16 protein-coding genes are annotated in these 16,215 nt (G+C 65.5%); 10 read left to right on the top strand and 6 right to left on the bottom strand.

The window, feature by feature from the left end:
• Positions 1–19: 19 nt before the first annotated feature.
• Complete coding sequence (moaB, locus tag VFB18_RS09515; protein ID WP_324974101.1) at positions 20–583, top strand: molybdenum cofactor biosynthesis protein B; 564 nt, start codon at positions 20–22, stop codon at positions 581–583.
• On the opposite strand, the gene VFB18_RS09520 is transcribed toward moaB, so the two are convergent.
• The 3 genes from VFB18_RS09520 to VFB18_RS09530 are packed head-to-tail and all read right to left on the bottom strand — an operon-like array spanning position 580 to position 2,929.
• The gene (locus VFB18_RS09520) at positions 580–1,518 is read right to left on the bottom strand and encodes a diguanylate cyclase (RefSeq protein ID WP_324974104.1); all 939 of its coding nucleotides are present in this window, start codon (positions 1,516–1,518) and stop codon (positions 580–582) included. The genes moaB and VFB18_RS09520 overlap by 4 nt on opposite strands.
• Positions 1,519–1,578: 60 nt before the next feature.
• Complete coding sequence (locus tag VFB18_RS09525) at positions 1,579–2,196, bottom strand: TIGR04282 family arsenosugar biosynthesis glycosyltransferase (protein WP_324974107.1); 618 nt, start codon at positions 2,194–2,196, stop codon at positions 1,579–1,581.
• Positions 2,197–2,239: 43 nt separating this feature from the next.
• A complete protein-coding gene (locus tag VFB18_RS09530; RefSeq protein WP_324974110.1) occupies positions 2,240–2,929 on the bottom strand; it encodes a TIGR04283 family arsenosugar biosynthesis glycosyltransferase in 690 nt (229 codons plus the stop codon).
• Between the two features lie 102 nt (positions 2,930–3,031).
• On the opposite strand from VFB18_RS09530, the gene VFB18_RS09535 reads away from it, so the two are divergent.
• The 3 genes from VFB18_RS09535 (at position 3,032) to VFB18_RS09545 (ending at position 5,798) form a co-directional block, all read left to right on the top strand.
• Positions 3,032–4,156 (top strand): PA0069 family radical SAM protein, encoded by a 1,125-nt coding sequence (locus VFB18_RS09535; RefSeq protein WP_324974113.1) that lies wholly within the window; start codon positions 3,032–3,034, stop codon positions 4,154–4,156.
• A gap of 95 nt (positions 4,157–4,251) precedes the next feature.
• On the top strand, positions 4,252–5,013 hold the full coding sequence (locus VFB18_RS09540; protein WP_324974116.1) for a hypothetical protein: 762 nt from the start codon (positions 4,252–4,254) through the stop codon (positions 5,011–5,013).
• A gap of 92 nt (positions 5,014–5,105) precedes the next feature.
• Positions 5,106–5,798 carry a ribonuclease HII gene (locus VFB18_RS09545; RefSeq protein ID WP_324974119.1) on the top strand — a complete coding sequence of 231 codons (693 nt, stop codon included), beginning with the start codon at positions 5,106–5,108 and terminating at the stop codon, positions 5,796–5,798.
• Here VFB18_RS09545 and VFB18_RS09550 read toward each other — a convergent pair.
• The gene (locus VFB18_RS09550) at positions 5,795–6,655 is read right to left on the bottom strand and encodes an alpha/beta hydrolase (RefSeq protein WP_324974122.1); all 861 of its coding nucleotides are present in this window, start codon (positions 6,653–6,655) and stop codon (positions 5,795–5,797) included. The two genes, VFB18_RS09545 and VFB18_RS09550, sit on opposite strands and share 4 nt — an antisense overlap.
• Before the next feature lie 126 nt (positions 6,656–6,781).
• Between VFB18_RS09550 and VFB18_RS09555 the strand changes: the two genes are divergently transcribed.
• Entirely contained in the window at positions 6,782–7,888 is a 1,107-nt protein-coding gene (locus tag VFB18_RS09555) for a site-specific DNA-methyltransferase (RefSeq protein ID WP_324974125.1), read from the top strand.
• On the opposite strand, the gene mutY is transcribed toward VFB18_RS09555, so the two are convergent.
• Positions 7,885–9,012, bottom strand: coding sequence for an A/G-specific adenine glycosylase (gene mutY / locus VFB18_RS09560; RefSeq protein ID WP_324974128.1), 1,128 nt, complete (start codon positions 9,010–9,012; stop codon positions 7,885–7,887). The genes VFB18_RS09555 and mutY overlap by 4 nt on opposite strands.
• Before the next feature lie 93 nt (positions 9,013–9,105).
• Between mutY and VFB18_RS09565 the strand changes: the two genes are divergently transcribed.
• The 4 genes from VFB18_RS09565 to smc all read left to right on the top strand — a co-directional run bounded on the left by VFB18_RS09565 (position 9,106) and on the right by smc (position 14,859).
• The gene (locus VFB18_RS09565) at positions 9,106–9,639 is read left to right on the top strand and encodes a DUF721 domain-containing protein (RefSeq protein WP_324974130.1); all 534 of its coding nucleotides are present in this window, start codon (positions 9,106–9,108) and stop codon (positions 9,637–9,639) included.
• A 103-nt stretch (positions 9,640–9,742) separates the two neighbouring features.
• Positions 9,743–10,552: a DsbA family protein gene (locus tag VFB18_RS09570; protein ID WP_324974133.1), complete on the top strand. Its 810-nt coding sequence runs from the start codon at positions 9,743–9,745 to the stop codon at positions 10,550–10,552.
• 14 nt (positions 10,553–10,566) lie between these two features.
• A complete protein-coding gene (locus VFB18_RS09575; protein ID WP_324974136.1) occupies positions 10,567–11,241 on the top strand; it encodes a DsbA family protein in 675 nt (224 codons plus the stop codon).
• 162 nt (positions 11,242–11,403) lie between these two features.
• On the top strand, positions 11,404–14,859 hold the full coding sequence (gene smc / locus VFB18_RS09580; RefSeq protein WP_324974139.1) for a chromosome segregation protein SMC: 3,456 nt from the start codon (positions 11,404–11,406) through the stop codon (positions 14,857–14,859).
• 291 nt (positions 14,860–15,150) lie between these two features.
• Here smc and VFB18_RS09585 read toward each other — a convergent pair whose 3' ends face one another.
• Positions 15,151–15,372 carry an addiction module protein gene (locus VFB18_RS09585; protein ID WP_324974141.1) on the bottom strand — a complete coding sequence of 74 codons (222 nt, stop codon included), beginning with the start codon at positions 15,370–15,372 and terminating at the stop codon, positions 15,151–15,153.
• Between the two features lie 538 nt (positions 15,373–15,910).
• Here VFB18_RS09585 and VFB18_RS09590 point away from each other — a divergent pair.
• On the top strand, positions 15,911–16,215 hold a 305-nt coding region (locus tag VFB18_RS09590), incomplete at its 3' end, for an AtpZ/AtpI family protein (RefSeq protein WP_324974144.1).

Genomic DNA, 16,215 nt, shown 5'->3' on the forward strand with positions numbered 1-16,215 from the left:
CGACTTCTGGCTTCTGGCAATGACCCGATTCGACGAGACCCGTCCTTTCATCCCGATACGGATTGCCGTGCTTACCGTGTCGGACACGCGCACGCCCAAGACCGACAAATCGGGGCCGCTGCTCGCAAGCCTGATCAAGGAGGCGGGGCATGAACTCGCCGCTCACGCCCTCGCCGAAGACAACGTCAAAGCGATCAGGAAGCAGGTGAAGCGCTGGATCAAGGACCCAGAGGTCGATGTGATCATCACCACCGGCGGCACGGGCTTCACCGGGCGCGACGTGACGCCGGAGGCGGTGCGCCCGCTGTTCGAGAAGGAGATCGATGGCTTCTCGGTGCTATTCCACATGCTGAGCTATCAGAGCGTCGGCACCTCGACGGTGCAGAGCCGCGCCTGCGGCGGACTGGCCAAGGGCACCTATATCTTCTGCGTGCCGGGGTCGCCCGGAGCATGCAAGGACGCCTGGGAGGGCATCCTCAAAGCGCAGCTCGACAATCGCCACCGCCCCTGCTCGTTCATCGAGATCATGCCGCGGCTGCTCGAGACCAAGAAGAAAGCAGTCAAGAAGGCGGCTGGCGCTTAGGCGGGCATCGCCGCGCGCACGATCCCATCGGTGACGATGGCGCTGCGAACCGGAACCATGGCGCTGTTCCCCACTACGCAATTCCGGCCTCTCGTCTTGGCGTCGTAGAGCGCCATGTCGGCGCGGGCGAGGATCTGGTCGACCGTGTCCCCTGCCCTGCCCTCGCCGACGCCGAGACTGCAGGTGAGCCTGATCCGGCCTTTGCCGGTGTCGAAGGGCTTCTCAGCCAGTCGAACGCGCAAACTCTCGGCGATCTCGACGGCCTGGGGCAGCGACTTCTTCTCGAGGATCAGCGCGAACTCGTCGCCTCCAAGGCGGCCCGTAACGGCCTGCTCCATGCGTGTTGCACGCGCGCAAGCGCGGATCGCCTCGTCGCCCGTCTCATGGCCGAAGGCATCGTTGATCTGCTTGAAGTTGTCGATGTCGAGAATGATGGCCGAAACGCTTCCGTCCGGCGGAGCGGTACGCGCGCAGGCTTCGCTGGCCTGCTCGAAGAAGCCGCGGCGATTGCACAGGCCGGTAAGCGGATCGATTGTCGCCAGCCTGATCAGCTCGCGCTGCATCGACGCGATGCGCTCGGCGGCGCGGAGCCGAGCATAGAGTTCCTCGGCAAGAGGCGGCTTGCCGATGAAGTCGTCGGCGCCCGAGTCCAAAGCCTCGATCAGACTACGCTGATCGTACTGGCTCGACATCATCAGCACGTAGATGGGGCGCCGGCTGGTGGCGAGCAGCCGCGTTTCCCAGCACAGCTCGACCCCCGTCATGTACTTGAGCTCGGCGCTTGTGATCAGCGCCTCAATGCTGTGGTCGGCCTTGATCTCGGCGAGCGCCTCGCGCTCGTCGGCGAACGGCACCACCTTATGACAACCCGCTTCGAGCATGCGGGCGACGATCAATCGCGTCGTTCGGCTCGGATCGACCAAAGCGATACGCATTCCGGGTGCCTCTATTCCTTTCTTATGTCAGGCGCTTAACCGAAGCGTCTTAAAGTTGAATTAAATGCAGGACGATGCCCGCCTTGACGATGCTGCAATCAATCGTTCGGCTAGCACTCTTTCAGCGCGATAACTCTGATCGGTATCAACATCGGCAAGGCGCGCAGCAAACGCGACGCGCTTGCCCTTCAGGTTGGCGAGCGTATCGGAGAGCGCATGCTCACCCGACCACCGGACCGATGCAAACGGCTCGAGCACGCGCGGGGTGCGCCTCATTCCAATAAGCCAATAGCCGCCATCTCGGGCAGGACCGAGAACGAGGTCGGCGCCTCCGAGCAATCGGAAGGCCCGGGCGATGTCCGAAGGCTGCATGGCCGGGATGTCACTGCCGACGAGTACCGTTGGACCTGGCGGCAGGCGGTCGAAGAAGCGCTGCATGCGCTTGCCGAGGTCGCCTATCCCTTGCGGGAGTCGCTTCACGCGGTGACATGACGGAAGGAAAGAGAAAGACCTGTCTAGATCAGGAGTGACAGCGAGTAGGGTTACCCAGCGCGGGTCGCGCGCAAGACGCATGACGGAATGAGCAAGGCAGGAGCGATAGAAGCGGACCGCTTCGCCTTCACCAATTGCGGAGGCGAGCCGCCGCTTGACGGCGCCGCGCCGCGGAGCCTTGGCCATGATGACGAGGCGATTGGCGAAAAGGGGCCGCGCCCGCTTCCCTCTAACCATAGAGGCGCACAAGCACCCGCGGCGGCACACGAAGATAGTAGAGAAGCATCAGGCCGAGATTGCGCAGGCTTCGCGCAAGATAGCCCTCGCGACGATAGCGCGCGCCGCTCGTGACTGCGCGGGAGGCGAGGATCGCGATCTCGCTCCGTTTGAGGCGGCGCACGAGGTCTACGTCCTCCATGAGCGGAATCGGGCGGAAGCCGCCGAGCCTGTCATAGAGCTGGCGCGAGATGAGCAGCCCCTGGTCGCCGTAGGGAAGCGCGAACAGAAAGCACCGCAAGCTCACCAATTTCTCGATGAGGCGCGGCATGAGCCCGTCGTCGTCGAGGGCGAAGCGGAAGAACGCGGCAGCCTCTTTGCGGCGGCCGCTTTCCACGCGCTCGATGAAGTTCTTGGCCTCCTCGGCCCAGGACGGTTCGAGCACGGTATCGGCATGGAGGAAGAGCAGCCAGTCTCCGCGCGCCGCCGCGGCGCCGGCATCGAGCTGCGTGCCCCTTCCGCGCGGCGCGGTGATCAGGTGCGCGCCCGCCGCGTCGGCGATGAGGCAGGTCTCGTCGCTCGAGCCGCCGTCGACGAGGATGGCCTCCTGAACCAGCCCGTCGACCACGGCTGGAACGAGAGCTGCGAGGGTTGGGCCGAGCGTCCTCTCGGCATTCAGGGTCGGAATGATCACCGAGATCATGGAAGGCGAGTTATACCGCCCGCTCCCCGTGCGGCAACCTCGACTCCTCACCATCCGGCCTATGTTCTTGATTTGTTCTCATTGCATGGCTATATAGTCTGCATGTCCGTTTCGCTCAGAAAACCTGGGAAATTCGAGAGCAACCCGCTCGACACCGGCGGCATCGCAGCCATCCGGCGCCATGGCAGGGGCGCGCAGACCAACCGCTCCGGCCGCTTCGAGCCGATCTCCTATCAACCCGCCGACGACGGCTGGGGGTCGCTCGCCGAACTCGAAGCGCTGAGCACCGAGGTCCAGGAGGTCCCGGCGCGGCGCATCATCACTCGCAACGACTCGCCGGACATTGGCTTCGACCGCTCGATCAACCCCTATCGGGGCTGCGAGCATGGCTGCATCTATTGCTTTGCGCGTCCGACCCACGCCTTTCTCGGGCTCTCCCCGGGGCTCGATTTCGAAACCAAGCTGTTCGCCAAGACCAATGCCGCTCAGGCGCTCGAACGCGAGCTTGCCGACCCCTCCTATCGCGTCGAGACCATCGCCATCGGCACCAACACCGATCCCTATCAGCCTATCGAGCGCCGCTACCGCATCATGCGGCGCATCCTCGAAGTGTTGAGCGCGGCGAATCATCCGGTCGGCATCGTCACCAAATCGGCGCTCGTGCTGCGCGACCTCGACATCCTGAAGTCGATGGCCGACCGCGGCCTCGTCAAGGTGGCGCTTTCGGTCACTACGCTCGACCGCAAGCTGGCGCGCGCCATGGAGCCGCGCGCGAGCACGCCCGAGAAGCGACTGGAGACGCTCGAGCGGCTGGTCGATGCCGGAATCCCCGCCGCGGTGATGGTCGCTCCGGTCATTCCCGGACTGAACGACATGGAGATGGAGCGCATCCTTGAGCGTGCGGCCGCGATCGGGGTCAAGAACGCCGGCTACGTGCTGCTCCGCCTGCCGCTCGAGATCGGCGACCTTTTCACCGAATGGCTCAAGGCGAACTGCCCGGACCGCGCATCGCGCGTGCTGTCGCTGATGCGCTCGACGCGGGGCGGCAAGCTCTACGACGCCAAATGGGGCGAGCGCATGCGGGGCGACGGGCCTTATGCCTGGATGATCGGGCGGAGATTCGAGCTCGCCGCGAAACGCCTCGGCCTGAACGAGAGCTCGGTCGAGCTGCGCACCGACCTGTTCACGCCACCTTCCCTCCCCGGCCAGCAGCTAAGCCTGCTGTAGCTGACCCGCTGCGGCGGATTGGCCGGACCCCTTTCCAAGGCGCGGATTCCTCGGCTTACTCTCGTTCAGGCGCGGTAGCCGGAGCGGGGCACGACGTGGGAATCGATCACGATCAGCATGCGACCAAGGTGCCCGAGGTCACCCTCGGCTTCTGGATCATCAAAATTCTCGCCACCACGCTCGGAGAGACCGGCGGCGATACGTTCAGCATGACGATGGACTTGGGCTACCTCCTCAGTAGCGCGATCTTTCTTTCGCTCCTCGTATTGCTTCTCGTCGTGCAGATCGCAGCGAAAAGATTTCATCCCCTGCTCTATTGGGCGACGATAGTCGCCTCGACCACGGCCGGCACCACGATGGCCGATTTCGCCACCCGCTCGCTCGGCATCGGCTATGCGGGCGGCTCATCGCTTCTCTTCACCCTTCTGATGGCCGTGCTTGCGCTCTGGTATGGGTCGCAAGGCTCGATCTCCATCGCCACAGTGAGCACGCCTAAGGTGGAAGCCTTCTACTGGGCGGCAATCACCTTGTCGCAGACTTTGGGCACGGCCCTCGGCGATTGGCTCGCCGATTCCGGCCTTGGCTACGAAGGCGGCGCGCTGGTATTCGGGACCGGGCTGGCGGTGCTTGCTGCCGCTTATTTCTGGACCGGCGTCTCGCGCGTCTTCCTGTTCTGGGCTGCGTTCATCATCACCCGGCCGCTCGGCGCTACGGTCGGAGATTTCATCGACAAGCCGCTCGATCAGGGAGGGCTTGCCATGAGCCGGCCTCTTGCCTCGGTCGTCCTCGTTGGCGCGCTCCTGCTCCTGATTGTCCTCCTGCCGCAACGTGCGGGCCAACATCCGCAGCGCGCTTAGCACTTTCGTTTCGGCCGGTTTTCCACAATGGCCGGATTGGCGTCCACGCGATAAGTTGCAAACCGCCCACGCTATTTGCGACAGTCGCTTCCATGGCGCTCCCCGCGAAAAAGCTGGCAACCCTCCCCTCGCCCACTTTCGATCTCGAAGAGGCGATGATGAGCCAATATCACGGGCCCGTTGCCGGCATCGACGAGGCCGGCCGCGGACCGTGGGCCGGGCCCGTGGTGATCGCCGCGGTAATCCTCGATCCCGACCGCATCCCCGAGGGCCTGAACGATTCGAAGGTGCTCACGCCCGAAGCGCGGGCTGATCGCTACGAAGCGATCATGGCGACGGCGCAAGTGTCGGTCGTGATCAGCCCGGTCAAGCGCATCGATCGCATCAACATCTTGCAAGCGAGCCTGTGGGGCATGCGCGCGGCCTATCGCGGCCTTTGCGTGCCGATGGGCTCGGCGCTCATCGACGGCAATATCGTGCCGCGCCGCTTTCCTTGCAAAGCGCGCGCCGTTGTCGGTGGCGACGGGCTATCGCTCTCGGTGGCTGCGGCCTCGATCGTCGCCAAGGTGACGCGCGACCGGCTGATGGTGAAGCTCTCGCGGCGCTATCGCCGCTATGCATGGGACAGCAACAAGGGCTACGGTACGCGCGAGCATGCAGAGGCGATCAAGAAGCACGGCGTCTGCATCCACCACCGCCGCTCCTTCTCGCCGATCGAGCGGGCGCTCAGCCTGCTCGAAGGCGGCGCCGAGCTGCCGCTGCCCGACGAAAGCGAGCCGATCTAGGTCGGGATCCAGGCGGCGATGCGCTCGGCGATCTCCTTTGCGCCGGGCTCGACCACAAGCATGTGGCCGTGGCCTTCGAGGGCCCAGAACGGGGTGCCGCGATAGGCTGCCGCGGTCGTCTGCGCGGTCAAAAGCGACACGAGCTTATCGTCGGTGCCGGACAGGCAAAGCACGGGGCAGCGAACCCGATCAGTGGCGACGACCGTCGCACCGGTTTGATCGAGCATCCAGAAGAACAGCTCGAACAGGGCAAGCCCCGATTCGGGGCCGAATTTGTCGAACACGGCGTGCTGCTCGGATGCCGGCACCCGGTTCAGCGAATAGATGCAGGCAAGCGCGAAGTCGGGCGGGATCACCGACTTCCAGAACGGCCCGAGACCCATCAGGTCCTGATCGAGCTGCTTCTCGCCTCCAGTCGGCGGCAGGATGCCGGCACGCGGGGCTGGGCTCACCAGGATCAGCGACTGCGCCAATCCTTGAGCCGCGAGTTGCTGGGCAATGACTGCTCCCATCGAATGGCCGAGCAGCACAGGCGGAGCCGCGAACGTCTTGAGGAAGGCTTCCATCTGGGCGCGGTAGTCGGCGATGCCCACCCCACCGAGGGCGGTCATGGCGTTTGCCTTGTTCTCGCCGTGGCCGATCAGGTCAGGCGCGTGGCAGGTGAAACCCTTGGCTTCGAACACCTTGGCGAAATCATCGAAGCACCACCCGCCCGCATTGGCGCCGTGCAGCATGACGATGTTCTTGCTCATGGCTTGATCGGCACCTTTCCCCTCGGCATTGACCCGCTGCTCGGCGGTCGGTCCCCATGTCGCGGCGAAGCCTAGAGCGGCTCCAAGGAAGCTTCGTCTATTCATCGCGCCCTCGCCTGCCTGCCGTTTTGGCACGGTCTCATGCTCAAGCCAATTGCGGGTTAAGGGCGCCTTTACCCTCGCGCGCGCAGCATGGCTCCGCTCAATCGTTCTGCGTAAGCGAGTTCAGGCATGGGTGCGGGGGAAACGGGGGGAGCAAAGCTCCCTCTGAACCAAATCATCGTCGGCGATTGCATCGAGACGATGACCAAGCTTCCCGAAGCTTCGGTCGATCTCGTCTTCGCCGACCCTCCCTACAATCTCCAGCTCAACAACGAGCTTCTTCGCCCGAACAACAGCCGCGTCGACGGCGTCGACGACGACTGGGACAAGTTCGCGAGCTTCGAGGCTTACGATGCCTTCACCCGCGACTGGCTCAAGGCCTGCCGCCGCGTACTCAAGCCGAACGCCAGCCTGTGGGTGATCGGCAGCTACCACAACATCTTCCGCGTCGGCACGGTGTTGCAGGATCTCGGCTTCTGGGTACTGAACGACGTGATCTGGCGCAAAACGAACCCGATGCCGAATTTCCGCGGGCGCCGCTTCACCAACGCGCACGAGACGCTGATATGGGCCGCGACGGGATCGAGAGCGCGCTACACCTTCAATTACGATGCGATGAAGGCGCTGAACGACGATCTGCAGATGCGCTCCGACTGGCTGTTCCCGATCTGCTCCGGTGCCGAGCGGCTCAAGCAGGACGGCGGGCGCAAGACCCATCCGACGCAAAAGCCCGAAGCCCTGCTCTATCGCATCATCCTCGCCTCGAGTCATGCCGGCGACCTCATCCTCGACCCGTTCCTCGGCTCGGGCACCACGGCGGTGGTGGCGAAGCGACTCGGGCGGAACTTCATCGGCATCGAGCGCGACCCCGCTTACGCCGAGGCGGCCGAGGCGCGACTTGCATCGCTTGCGCCGCTGCCGAGAGAGTCCCTGCAAGTCGCCAAGGGCAAGCGGGCCGAGCCGCGCGTCGCCTTCGGCGCGCTGGTCGAGCTTGGGCTGATCGCGCCCGGCACGGTGCTGTACGACCCGGCCGCGCGGCATGAGGCCAAGGTGAGGGCCGACGGCTCGATCGCTTGCGCCGGCGCAGAAGGCTCGATCCACAAGATCGGCGCCTATGTGCAAGGCGCGCTCGCCTGCAACGGCTGGACCTTCTGGCACTACGAGGCCGAGGGCCGACTCAAGCCGATCGACGCACTGCGCGAGGTGGCGCGCCGCCAGCTCGAGCCGCAGCCCTAAGCCCGCTTCCGCGCCGGGCGAAGCTCGGCTTGGCTCAAGGCGTGACCGAGCACCTTCCGCATGACCGACGGAAGCGCCGCGCTCGTGAGCTCGCGGGGCGCGAGCCAAAGGCAACGCTCGGGATGGGCCGAGAGCTGCGGCGCTGCATCCAGGCCGACCTCGGCGCGATAGACGGAGAGCTCCAAGTGGAAATGGGTGAAGGTGTGCTCGACGCAGCCGGGCAGCTTCCTCCACTCGGCCTTGAGCGGCGCATGCTTAAGCCCCGGCAGGGCCTTCCCCTCGCCTTCGGCCCAGGGCGACGACGGCGTCTCGAGCATGCCGGCGAGGAGCCCGCGTAGCGGGCGCTCGCGAAGCAGCACCGCGCCGTCCTCACGCACGGCGACGAACGTGACGCCCCGCCTCACCGGCCGATCGCCCTTTTCCTCGCGGACGGGAAGCGCTTCGGCGATGCCTTCGGCATAACCCCGGCACGCGCCAGCGACCGGGCAAAGCCCGCAGGCCGGGCGGCGCGGCGTGCACAGCATGGCGCCGAGATCCATCAAGCTTTGCGCGAAATCGCCCGCCCGCTTGTTCGGCGTGAGGGCTCGCGCAAGCGCTTTGATCTCGGTCTTGGCCTCCGGCAGAGGCGTCGTCACGGCGAAGAGCCGCGCGATCACGCGCTCGATATTGCCGTCGACCGGCGAGGCCCGCCTGTCGAAAGCGATGGCAGCGATCGCCGCTGCGGTATAGTCGCCGATGCCGGGAAGCGCGCGAAGCTCCTCCTCGGTTGAAGGGAATGCTCCGGCGTGACGCTCGACGATCATGCGCGCGCAGGCATGGAGGTTGCGGGCGCGCGCGTAGTAGCCGAGCCCGGCCCAGGCGGCGAGCACTTGCCCGAGATCGGCGCGGGCAAGGGCTTCCACGTCGGGCCAAGCCTTAAAAAAGAGGGCGTAGCGCGGCAGCACGGCCTTGACCGTCGTCTGCTGCAGCATGATCTCGCTGAGCCAGACCTTGTAGGGATCGGGCCTGTCACCGGGCTCCGCGCGCCAGGGCAGATGCCGCCGCTCGCGGCCGTACCAGGCGAGCATGGCTCGGACGATGTACGCTTCGTCGCTGGCGGCGCCTTTCTTCCTCTGCTTCTGCATAAGCGGAAGTCCTCCCGCGCGGCCTGCTGCGCCATGGTGTAAGCTCGGGCAAGACGATGCAAGCGCCGGGCGGCGGCGCTCCACGAGAAAGACATGGACGAGAACGAGCGGAGGGCTTTGGCGAGAGGGGCAAGCGGCCTGCGGCCGGTGGGCGCGTTTGCCGCGCGGCTGCTCGATCCGGTTGCCCGCGCGCGCGGCTTCGCCACCACGACGCTGCTGAGCGAATGGGCCGCCATCGCCGGGGCCGAGCTTGCAGCGTTCACGATGCCCGACCGCGTCGTGTGGCCGAGGCGGCAGGGAGATGGCGAGGACGCAGGCGTTCCAAGGGGATGGCGGCCCGACGGCGCCACCCTCATCCTCAGGGTCGAAGGGCCGCGCGCCATCGAGGTGCAACACCGCGCCGACAAGATCATCGAGCGGGTGAACACCTATTTCGGCTATCGGGCGGTCACCGAGCTGCGCATCCTCCAGGCACCGGTCGGCAGAACCGAGCGCCGATCCCCAATGCCGCCAGAGCCCAAAAGTGCGGCTATCCCGGAGCCGGTGGCGGGCATCGAGAACGAGGGTCTCAGACGCGCATTGTCGCGGCTTGGCGCTTTGGCCCGATCCAAGCTCACGAGGGGTTGACGGCAAGGCTCGTTTCGCGCTCTTGCCAGGGAGCGGTGATATCAACGAATGTAGGCCGCCCACGCGTAAGCCGGGCGGTACAGCTATAGGTGGAGTTAAGAGCGTGGCAAATACCGATAAGCCGGCGGCTGACAAGGCCGCCGAAGAGACGCCGCAAGGGGGATCGAGCAAGGTCGGGCTGATCGCCGTTTGCGCGGTGGTCGCGGCGGCTCTGATCGGCGGATACGTCTATTTCATCAGAAACGCCGAACGCGATCCGAATGCGCCGAAGAAGGACCCTGACGTCGCCGAGCTGATGAAGCCGGGCCCGTTACCCGACATGTCGCTCGGAAGTGCCGACGCCCCCAATGTCATCGTCGAATACGCCTCGATGACCTGCCCGCACTGCGCGCAATTCGACAAGGTCGTCTTTCCCGAGCTCAAGACGAAGTATATCGACACCGGAAAGGCGCGGCTCATCTTTCGCGAATTCCCTCTCGACGGGCTCGCCGCGCGCGCCTCGATGCTCGCGCGCTGCGCGGGGCCCGAGCGCTACTTCGCCATGATCGACGTCATGTTCCAGACCCAACCGAATTGGGTGGTCGAGGGACCCGAGGCGCTCGATCATCTGCTCCAACTCGCGCGCCAAGCCGGCATCTCCAAGGAGAAGTTCGATGCCTGCCTCGCCGACAAGGACCTCTTCCAGAAGATCGTCGACGAGCGGCAGCGCGCGAACGACGTGTTCCAGGTCGATTCGACGCCGACCTTCTTCGTGAACGGCAAGCGTATGTCGGGCGAACATCAGCTCAAGGATTTCGAGGCGATGTTCGTGGGCGTGGAGAAGCCGGCCGAGGCCGCACCGTCCGCCGCAGGCGGCGCTCCGGCGCCGCAAGCGAGCGGCGGGAATGAAACGCAGGGAGCGCCCGCGCAGTAAGCGAGCAGGACCGCATGCCCTCGATCGCGGCCAGAGCGCCAATCGCCTTGGTTTTGTTGCTCTCGCTTGCTGGTTGCGGCGGGGTGGCAAGCGGTCCTTCGGCCACGGCCGACACGGCGCTCACCGCGGTGCCGGAAGCCGACGTCATGGCAGACGGCCCGCTCGGCGAGCGGTCGATGGGTAAAGCAAACGCGCCGGTGACAGTGATCGAATATGTTTCGCTCACCTGTCCGCATTGCGCGAACTTTCAGAAGACCGTGTTCCCGCGGGTGAAGAAGGAGTTCATCGACACGGGCAAGATCCGCTTCATCGTGCGCGAGTTCCCGATCGGCCACACTTCGGGGCACGCCGCGATTGTCAATCGCTGCGCGCCGGAGGACAAATATTTCTTCCTGTTGAACCAGTTCCTCACCCGGCAGCCGGAATGGGTGAGCCAGGAGGTCCGTCCCGACGCCATTTACGCGGTCGCCAAATCGAGTGGAATGAGCCGCGAGGCGTTTGACAAATGCCTCACGAATCAAACCATTATCGATGGCTTGACCGAGGTTAAGCAGCGGGGGCGGAAATACGGGGTGATCGGCACTCCCACCTTCTTCATCAACGGCCGCAAAGTCGCCCAAGGCGAGGTCACCTACGAGGAGATCAAGGCCTTGATCGAGGCGCCACCGACGCAATCCTCGTCGTCGTGAAAATTCCCGCGCAAGCGGGAATCCAGTAGGCAGCGTTCCTTGATCGCAACGGCCGGGGTCACTGCTTGATTGCCCGGTCAAATCGGGCAATGACGAGTGTGTAAACGCTTGTTAACCATTTCAGCCTCAAATCTTACCTAACGCTTAAAGGACCGTTCGCACGTGCAGATCACCCGACTCCGCCTTCTCGGCTTCAAGTCCTTCGTCGAGCCCACCGAACTCCTGATCGAGCCCGGGCTGACAGGCGTCGTCGGGCCCAACGGCTGCGGCAAGTCGAACCTGCTCGAGGCGCTGCGCTGGGCCATGGGCGAGACCTCCTACAAGAGCATGCGCGGTTCGGCGATGGAGGACGTGATCTTCGCCGGCTCGGAAGGGCGCCCGGCGCGCAACATGGCCGAGGTGACCCTGTTCATCGACAACGGCAAGCGCCTGGCGCCCGCGGAGTTCAATGATTGCGACATCCTCGAGGTGACGCGGCGAATCGAGCGCGAGGCGGGCTCGGCCTACAAGGTCAACGGCAAGGACGCACGCGCGCGCGACATCAGGCTTCTGTTCGAGGATGCGGCCACCGGCGCGCGCTCGCCGGCGCTCGTCCGGCAGGGACGGATCGGCGAGATCGTGAACGCGGCCCCGCAGGAACGCCGCCGCGTTCTCGAAGACGCCGCCGGCATCGCCGGCCTGCATAGCCGCCGGCACGAGGCCGAGCTTAGGCTGAAGGCGACCGAGGCCAATCTCGCCAGGCTTGCCGATCTGATCGGGCAGATGTCCTCGCAATTGCAGGCGCTCAGGCGCCAGGCGCGCCAGGCGCAGCGTTACCGCGAGATTTCGGGCAAGATTCGCGAGACCGAGGCCCTTCTCCACCACCTCCACTGGGAGGCGGCCTGTGCACTCGTCGAGCACGAAGAGGCGGCCTTGCAGCAGGCGCTCGGCTTGGTTGCCCAGGAGACCAAGGCCGAAGGCGAGGCGCTTCGCCAGCAGGCAGAGGCCGCCGAGAGGCTCCAGCCGCTTCGCGACGAGGAAGCCTCGCGCGCGGCCGTGCTGCATCGCCTGAGCGTCGAGCGCGATGCCCTCGAGCGCGAGGAGGCGCGTGCCAAGGCGCGGCAGGCCGAGCTCGAGACGCGGCTTGCGCAAGCCTCGCGCGATCTTGCCCGCGAAGAGGAGCACATCGCCGAGGCCGAGAGCATGTTGCGCGGGCTTGGCGAAGAGAGCCGCAGGCTTGAAGCCGCGAGCTCCCGCGATCACGAGATGCCGCAGCTCGAGGAGGCGGTCGCCAAAGCGGCCGAAGCGCTTGCTGCGGCCGAGCAGTCGCTTTCGCTCGCCACCACCTCCCTCGCCGAGGGCCGCGCCGAGCGGGCGCGGATCGAGAACGAAAAGGCCGATCTTGCCGCCCGCATGACGAAGTTCAGGGCACAAGCGGCCGAGATCGAGAGGGAGCTTGCCGAGCGCGAGGCGGAGACAGGGCACGAAGCAAGGCTTGCCGCGCTGAATGCCGAGCTTGCGAGCCTCACCGGTCAGGTCGAGGCTTCGGAGGCCGAGATCCTCGCGGCCGAGGCCGAGGAGGAGGCCGCCCGCGGCGATGAGGCAAGGGCGCGCGCGTCCGCTGCGGAAGCCAAGCTCGCCTTCCAGGAGATCGAGACCGAGCGCGCCACGCTGATCAAGCTGCTTCAGCCCGCCATGGAGGGCGAGTGGCCGGGGATCGTCGAGGAGATCAAAGTCGGCGCGGGCTACGAGCAAGCGCTCGGCGCGGCGCTCGGCGAAGACCTCGATGCCGCGACGGACGAAGCGGCGCCGGCCCATTGGCGCCTCGTTGCCGCCGGCAGCGATGAGCCTGCCCTGCCCGAAGGCGCAATCCCGCTCAGCCAATTCGTCAAAGGGCCGGCGCTTCTCGCCCGGCGCCTCGCCCAGATCGGCGTCGTCGCCGAGCACGAGGGCCAGATCCTGCAAGCGAAGCTCAAGCCGGGACAGAGGCTCGTTTCCAAAGAGGGCGATCTCTGGCGCTGGGACGGCTACCGGCTCAAGGCTGGTACCGCCGCTGCGGCCTCGGCCCGGCTCATCGAGCGCGGCCGGCTCGAAGCGTTGCACAATGCGGCGCTAGAGGCAGAGGCGCGGGTCTGCGTCGCGGCGAGCGAGCTCGAGGCGGCTAGGGCCCGTGTCGAGGCCGCCGCGCAGAAGCTCAAGGCGCTCCGCCAGGAGGCCAGGGAAGCGCAGAGCGAGCTCGGCCGGACGCGCGACGCGATTGCCGCGCAAGAGCACGAGATGCAGGCGAACAGCAAGCGCCTCGGCGCGCTTGCCGAGGCCCTCAACCGCACCAAGGAGGCGCTAAAGGAGACGGCGGAGCAAAGCGCGCGCGCAGACATGGCCCTTACCGGACTCGTGTCGCTTGCCGCGCTCGAAGAGGCGCTCGCCGATGCCAAGGCGTCCGCGGGCGAGCAACGCACCAACCATGCCCGTGCCGAAGCCGCTCTCGAGGGCTTCGAGCGCGAGGTGAGACTGAGGCAGGAGCGCCTGCAGGCGATCGGCGCGGAGGAAGCGCTGTGGCAGAAGCGCATCGCCAACGCGCGCGAGCAGATCGCCACGCTCAGGGCCCGCGAAGAGGAGACGAGCGCCGATCTTGCCGCGCTGGCCAACCTCCCCGCGGAGATCGAGCAGCGGCGGTCGAAGTTGCTCGACGCGATCGCTGGAGCCGAGCGCGAACGGAGCAAGGCGGCCGATGATCTTGCGTCAGCCGAGATCAATCTGAAGCGGCTCGAGAAAGCATTGCGCGAGGTGCAGGAGCGGCTGTCGGGAGCGCGCGAGAACCGCGCGCGCACCGAGGCCCGGCTTGAATCGGCGCGCGAGCGCCGGGCCGAGTGCGCGCATACCATCCGCGAGCAGCTCGACTGCGCGCCGGAGGCCTGCCTCTCGCTGGCGGCGCTCAAGCCGAATGCACCGATCCCTCTCCTCGCGGAGGTCGAGGCGCGGCTGCAAAAACTAAAGGGCGACCGCGAGCGGCTCGGCGGGGTCAATCTCAGGGCCGAGGAGGAAGAGGCCGAGCTGTCGGCCAAGCTCGAGGAGATGGAGCGCGAGAAGGCCGACGTCGAGGAAGCGATCGTCAGGCTCCGTCAGGGCATCTCGAACCTCAACCGCGAGGGACGGAAGCGCTTGCTCGAGGCCTTCGATACGGTCAACGGCCATTTCCAGCGCCTGTTCAAGACGCTGTTCGGCGGGGGCACGGCCGAGCTGCAACTCGTCGAATCGGACGACCCGCTCGAGTCGGGTCTCGAGATCCTCGCCTGCCCGCCGGGAAAAAAGCCGCAGACGCTAACGCTGCTGTCGGGCGGCGAAAAGGCGCTGACGGCGCTCGCGCTCATCTTCGCCGTGTTTCTGACCAACCCATCGCCGATCTGCGTGCTGGATGAGGTCGATGCGCCGCTCGACGACGCCAATGTCGACCGCTTCTGCCTCCTGATGGAAGAGATGGCGCGCTCGACCGATACGCGCTTCCTGATTATCACCCACCATCCCTTGACCATGGCGCGCATGAACCGGCTGTTCGGCGTGACCATGGCCGAGCGCGGCGTGAGCCAGCTCGTGTCGGTCGATCTGGAGACCGCCGAGCGCCTCCGCGACGCGGGCTAATCACTCCTTGTCGCGAAGGCGTGCCTGCCAGCTCCGAGGGCGCCGCCGCAGGAAAGTTACGGCGACGATCAGAATTTCGCCGTCCTGCTCAGCATAGACCAAGCCATAAGGAAATCGGTCAAGCTGGCAACGGCGTAGGATCGACTCTTTGCCAGCCCGCTGGGAATTCCTTTATCCGTTCCACGGCTGCCGCGACCTCTAGTAAGAAATCGCTGCCGAGGTCTGCCTGTGACTCGTAGTAGCGGGCAGCTTCGCGTAGTTCAGCTCGCGCCACTTTGAGGAAGCGAACATTCACTTCTTCAAAAGGCTCGCCATGACTTCGTCAATAGGAACGGCTTCAAGCTCACCGAGGCGATAGGCATCGAGACGAGAACGGGCCTCCTCTGCCCAGGCTCGCTCGATCCCAGGATCGACATGAATGAGGCTGCGCTGAAGGTCCTCGATAAGCGCAATCCGCTCCTCAGGGCTAAGTTTGCGAGCCTCTTCGCTCAGGGCTTTAGTCTTTGCGTTCATATCACCATCCAGCGTTCAGCGCATTTTAGCACAACTCGCCGTGAGTAGCCGCAGGTAGCTGCCGCTTAGCGACGGCGTAGAAACACGCGCAGCCCATCAACAGGAGGACGTAGGCGCCTGTTACCGAAAGCAGAAAAGTCCACCAGAACCATGAGGTGGTTGGCCCGGGGAAGGTTACAAGGGTATACCCCGTCAGTGGAATGAGCCCTATTCCGACCCAAATCGCTAACCGAGAAATCGTCCGGCGGAGCTGCGCCTGATACTCAGCTTCACTTGCCGAGTTTAGCTTCATAATCCTCGTGCCTAGCCAGAGGTTGGCTAAAGTTACCGCCATTCCGGCAATGAGCATTATCGTGTTGATTGTGGCGATCACTGCCTCCATCCCGATGGCGCCGTCGATGTGGGAAATCCCGACCGATCTTTCAGCGTCCGGCCGCCGTCAGACTTCCTTGACAGGGGGAAATCCCAAACTAAAGTGCGCGCCAAGCTTAAGGACCAGCCGGTCCTTTAAGGCTCTCCCGGATATTGAGCAGCGCCAATGGCCGGAGCCGATAAACCGTCCGGTCGCGAGCAAAGCGGCCGTGACCAAGACGGCATTCGCCGGCGGCTCGACACGCTTGGAGAGCGGCTGGAGGAGTTGAAGGCGCGGCATGCGCCCCCGCCTTCACCGGACCCTGGGGCTCGCGGCGAGGCGCTCGGCTACGCGCTCAGACTGGGCGTCGAGCTCGTGGCCGGAGTGGGCGTCGGGGGGTTCATCGGCTGGGCGCTCGACCGGTGGCTCGGGACGGCGCCGTTCCTGATGGTGGTGTTTCTGGCGCTCGGCGCCGCCGCCGGCATCTTGAA

This window comes from Methyloceanibacter sp., from assembly GCF_035650995.1.
In the GTDB taxonomy this organism is placed as follows: Bacteria; Pseudomonadota; Alphaproteobacteria; order Rhizobiales; family Methyloligellaceae; genus Methyloceanibacter.